Genomic DNA, 3,266 nt, shown 5'->3' on the forward strand with positions numbered 1-3,266 from the left:
TCACACCCATCACGGATGCAGCCTCCGTCAGCGTCCCCGAGCGTCGCAACACCCCGAAGAACACAGCACGAAACTCCAGCGAATACGCTGCCTGGCGACCCACCACAACCACCCCAATCACTCAAGGTGTTGCGACCACCGAATGAACCCAAGCTGTCGTACGACAGCGACTTCGTCGTTCCGAGTCGGAAGGGGCCGACCTACGCCGTGGGCACCGCGACGATCGGCGTCGTCGTCGGCTGCTTGGATCCGCCGGCGGGCTCGACCGTGATGCCGACCGCCGCCCCGGCGGACTTCGCACCGCTCAGCACGGCCGAGCGGACACCGCCGTCGACGTCGTTCATCAGGCCGGCGGACTCGATCGTGCCGCCCGACGCCTCGGAGCCGATGTACCAGAGCTGGTAGGTCTTGTCCTTCGGCGCAGCGGCCACCCCGTCGAGGATGACGGCGGACTTGCCGAGCTGGTCCGACCACACGACCGTGGCCGAGCCACCGCCGGTCACCGGGGAGGTGGAGCGCTTGAAGTCGGCAGCAGCGTAGATCTGGTCGAGGCCGGACGCCGCCTGGGACGCGCTGGTCCCCGGGCCGGAGTCCTGGCCGAAGATCGCTCCACCGGCGCCGAGTCCGACGCCGAGGAACACCACACCGACCGCAGCAGCGGCACTGAGCATCGCTGCCGGACGCTGGAACCAGCGACGGCGAGCCGCGGCACTGGCCGAGCCGCCCCCGGAGGTGACGTCCGTGACGGAGGCGATCGGAGCCTCCTGGACGGCGGCGGGAACCGACTGCGCGGCCCGACCGGTGTCGGGAGCAACCTGTGGCGTGGTCTGGATCGCGGCCATCAACGAGGCCTTGAGCGATGCCGGCGGCTCGATCGGCTCGACCGCGTAGGCCAGGGCGCGAGCGGTCTCGGTGAGCGAGTCGACCTCTGCACGGAGTTCGGGGAACTCGGCGAGTGCTGCTTCGACCTCGTGACGCTCGGCGTCGCTCAGGGCGTCGAGCGCGTACGCACCCGTGAGGAGTGCGGGATCGTCGTGTCGTTCGGTCATGACGCCACTCCCATCTCGTCGCGCAGTCTGATCATCCCGTCGCGGAGACGGGTCTTCACGGTGCCGATCGGCACCCCGAGGAGTTCGGCCATCTCGCTGTGCGAGTAGCCGCCGTAGTAGGACATCTGGACGGCCTGCCGCTGGAACTCGGTCAGGCGGGCGAGTGCCCTGCTGACCCGTTCGTGCTCGATCCGGATCTCGACGGACTCGGACACCTGGTCGAAGCCGGACTCGAAGTCACGGATCCCGATCTTGGTGTCGCGGTCACGAGAGGCTTGTGCGGCACGCACCCGGTCCACCGCGCGGCGGTGGGCCATCGTCAGCACCCAGCTCGAGGCGCTGCCCCGGGTGGTGTCGAACTTGGCGGCCTGCTGCCAGACCTCGAGGAAAACCTCTTGTGCGACCTCTTCGGACTGGGCACGGTCCTTGAGGAGACGCGTGATGAGTCCGAGGACGCGGCCGGCGAGTTCGTCGTAGAGCTCCGAGAAGGCCTGCTGGTCGCCCTGGGCGACGCGGAGGAGGAGGGAATCCGGCGACGCCGGAACGGGCTCGGTCGAGCTCCAGCGTTCGGTGTCGCGTTCCACGATGGCAAGCATTGCAGGTTTTCCTCCTTCCGGTGTTCGGGTTTCTCCATGCTGCGGTTCTTGGCAGCGAGGGTCCCGTGTGACCCGCAGGGAATTACTCCGGCCGGGTGAGCCGGGTCGGGTCGCACGGGGAGCCCTCGCTGTGTGACGGCCCATGAGTTCCGTCACGCTGATGATTCGGCACCCTCGCCCAGACGGATTGCTCGGGATTCCCGCGAGGATCGTCCTGCCTTCGGGGCGCGCCCGAGATCGATGTGTCCACCGAGAGTGAACACGGACGCGTTCACGGCAGGTGTCTCGTAGAATCGATCTCGCCGGGCCGCAGCAAGCCCCGGGCTCCAAAATTCGCCGCTTCGAGCGGCCTCGCGCCGAGAGGCGCTTCTGCGGCCCGGTTTTTCTCTGCCCGAATCCGGCCTGGAGGCTCGGTGCGGGTCCGGCGGGTCCGTCCCGTTGTGGAGGTGGCTCAGTCCAGGGCGTCGCGGCGCCACAGCGCAGCGGCCGCGGACAGGTCCTCTGCCAGCTCGGACAGCCGGAAGGCACGGACCGTCAGCACGCTCGCCCGCTCTTCTGCCGTGAGGTCCGAGTCGTCGGCGACGCTCGTGGCTCCCGCTGCGGCGAGGCGGCAGAACGCGGCACCGCGATCGAGCGCCACGGCGAAGTCGCCCGTGTAGAGCCCGTGCAGGATGCTGTCCGCGAGCGTCAGGATCTCGGCGGGGCCCGTCGGTGCCTCGGCGCCCGCGACGGCCTGGTCGATCGTGCCGATGCGCTCCGTCCCGCGCGTGAACAGGAACGCGATCTCGTCCGGGTTCTGCCGGATCACCGTCCGCATGAGGTAGATCCGCCAGAGCGCGCCGGGAAGCGTGTGGGGGCCGACGCGTGCCCAGAGCTCCGCGACGGCCTCGATGCCGTGCACGTCCGTGTAGGTCACGAGTCGCTCGACGACCTCGGGATCGGGGTCCTGCCGGACGCGGTGGAGCAGCGCGTTCGCGGTCTCGTGCGCGACACGGTTCACCAGCGCAGGGTCCTCGCCGCCCTGGATGGCGGCGAACTCGGCGTCGGTGAAGTGGACGGGACGGTGGTGATCGCGAGGCACCGCAGCAGTGTAGGCGTCACCGGTGACACGCCCGTCCCCCGTTCGCCCCGAACGGACAGCGGCGGTGACGGGTACCGTGCTCGTGCGTAAGGGAGGCACTCCTCCTGGACGTGGAAGAGAGGAACCCCGTGAACGCGCTGCTCATCATCCTGGCCGTGATCGCCGTCATCCTGCTGTTCGTCGGCGGATTCGCCGCGAGCCTGAAGTTCCTGCTGTACATCGGCATCGTTCTCGCCGTGATCGCACTCATCGTGTGGCTCATGCGCATGCTCACCGGACGCCGGAGCTGACCTCGCCGGCGCTCGTCGTGGTGCCGGCCCGAGATCGAACGAGTGCGCAGTCCTGGCGACCTTCCCCCTGCGGGAGTCGCCGGGACTGCGCACTCGTTCGTTGTCGGCGTGCTCGTCCCGGTAGCCTGGACGCCGAGGGCCTCTAGCTCAGTTGGTAGAGCACCGGACTTTTAATCCGAGGGTCGTGGGTTCGAGCCCCACGGGGCCCACTGGCACCGCCCACCCGCTTTTCATCCGAGGGTCGTGGGTT

4 protein-coding genes and 1 tRNA gene are annotated in these 3,266 nt (G+C 68.9%); 2 read left to right on the forward strand and 3 right to left on the reverse strand.

From position 1 onward, the window contains the following. Positions 1-200 precede the first annotated feature (200 nt). The 3 genes from ACO0E1_RS18860 to ACO0E1_RS18870 all read right to left on the reverse strand — a co-directional run bounded on the left by ACO0E1_RS18860 (position 201) and on the right by ACO0E1_RS18870 (position 2,726). Complete coding sequence (locus ACO0E1_RS18860; RefSeq protein ID WP_422875569.1) at positions 201-1,049, reverse strand: anti-sigma factor; 849 nt, start codon at positions 1,047-1,049, stop codon at positions 201-203. Further along, positions 1,046-1,645, reverse strand: coding sequence for an ECF RNA polymerase sigma factor SigK (sigK, locus tag ACO0E1_RS18865; protein ID WP_422875570.1), 600 nt, complete (start codon positions 1,643-1,645; stop codon positions 1,046-1,048). Before sigK ends, ACO0E1_RS18860 begins: the two co-directional genes overlap by 4 nt. Before the next feature lie 451 nt (positions 1,646-2,096). Beyond that, entirely contained in the window at positions 2,097-2,726 is a 630-nt protein-coding gene (locus ACO0E1_RS18870; RefSeq protein ID WP_422875571.1) for a DNA-directed RNA polymerase subunit beta, read from the reverse strand. A gap of 128 nt (positions 2,727-2,854) precedes the next feature. Between ACO0E1_RS18870 and ACO0E1_RS18875 the strand changes: the two genes are divergently transcribed. Further along, positions 2,855-3,016, forward strand: coding sequence for a hypothetical protein (locus ACO0E1_RS18875; RefSeq protein WP_422875572.1), 162 nt, complete (start codon positions 2,855-2,857; stop codon positions 3,014-3,016). 136 nt (positions 3,017-3,152) lie between these two features. Then, positions 3,153-3,225: transfer RNA gene (locus tag ACO0E1_RS18880), tRNA-Lys, on the forward strand. Positions 3,226-3,266 lie beyond the last annotated feature (41 nt).

Origin of the sequence: Curtobacterium guangdongense, assembly GCF_049341845.1 — a bacterium.
Lineage (GTDB): Bacteria > Actinomycetota > Actinomycetes > Actinomycetales > Microbacteriaceae > Curtobacterium > Curtobacterium guangdongense.

Excerpts from the sequence above, each read along its gene's own strand:
- ACO0E1_RS18860 (WP_422875569.1), bottom strand. The coding sequence starts at position 1,049 with ATGACCGAACGACACGACGATCCCGCACTCCTCACGGGTGCGTACGCG.
- sigK (WP_422875570.1), bottom strand. The coding sequence starts at position 1,645 with ATGCTTGCCATCGTGGAACGCGACACCGAACGCTGGAGCTCGACCGAG.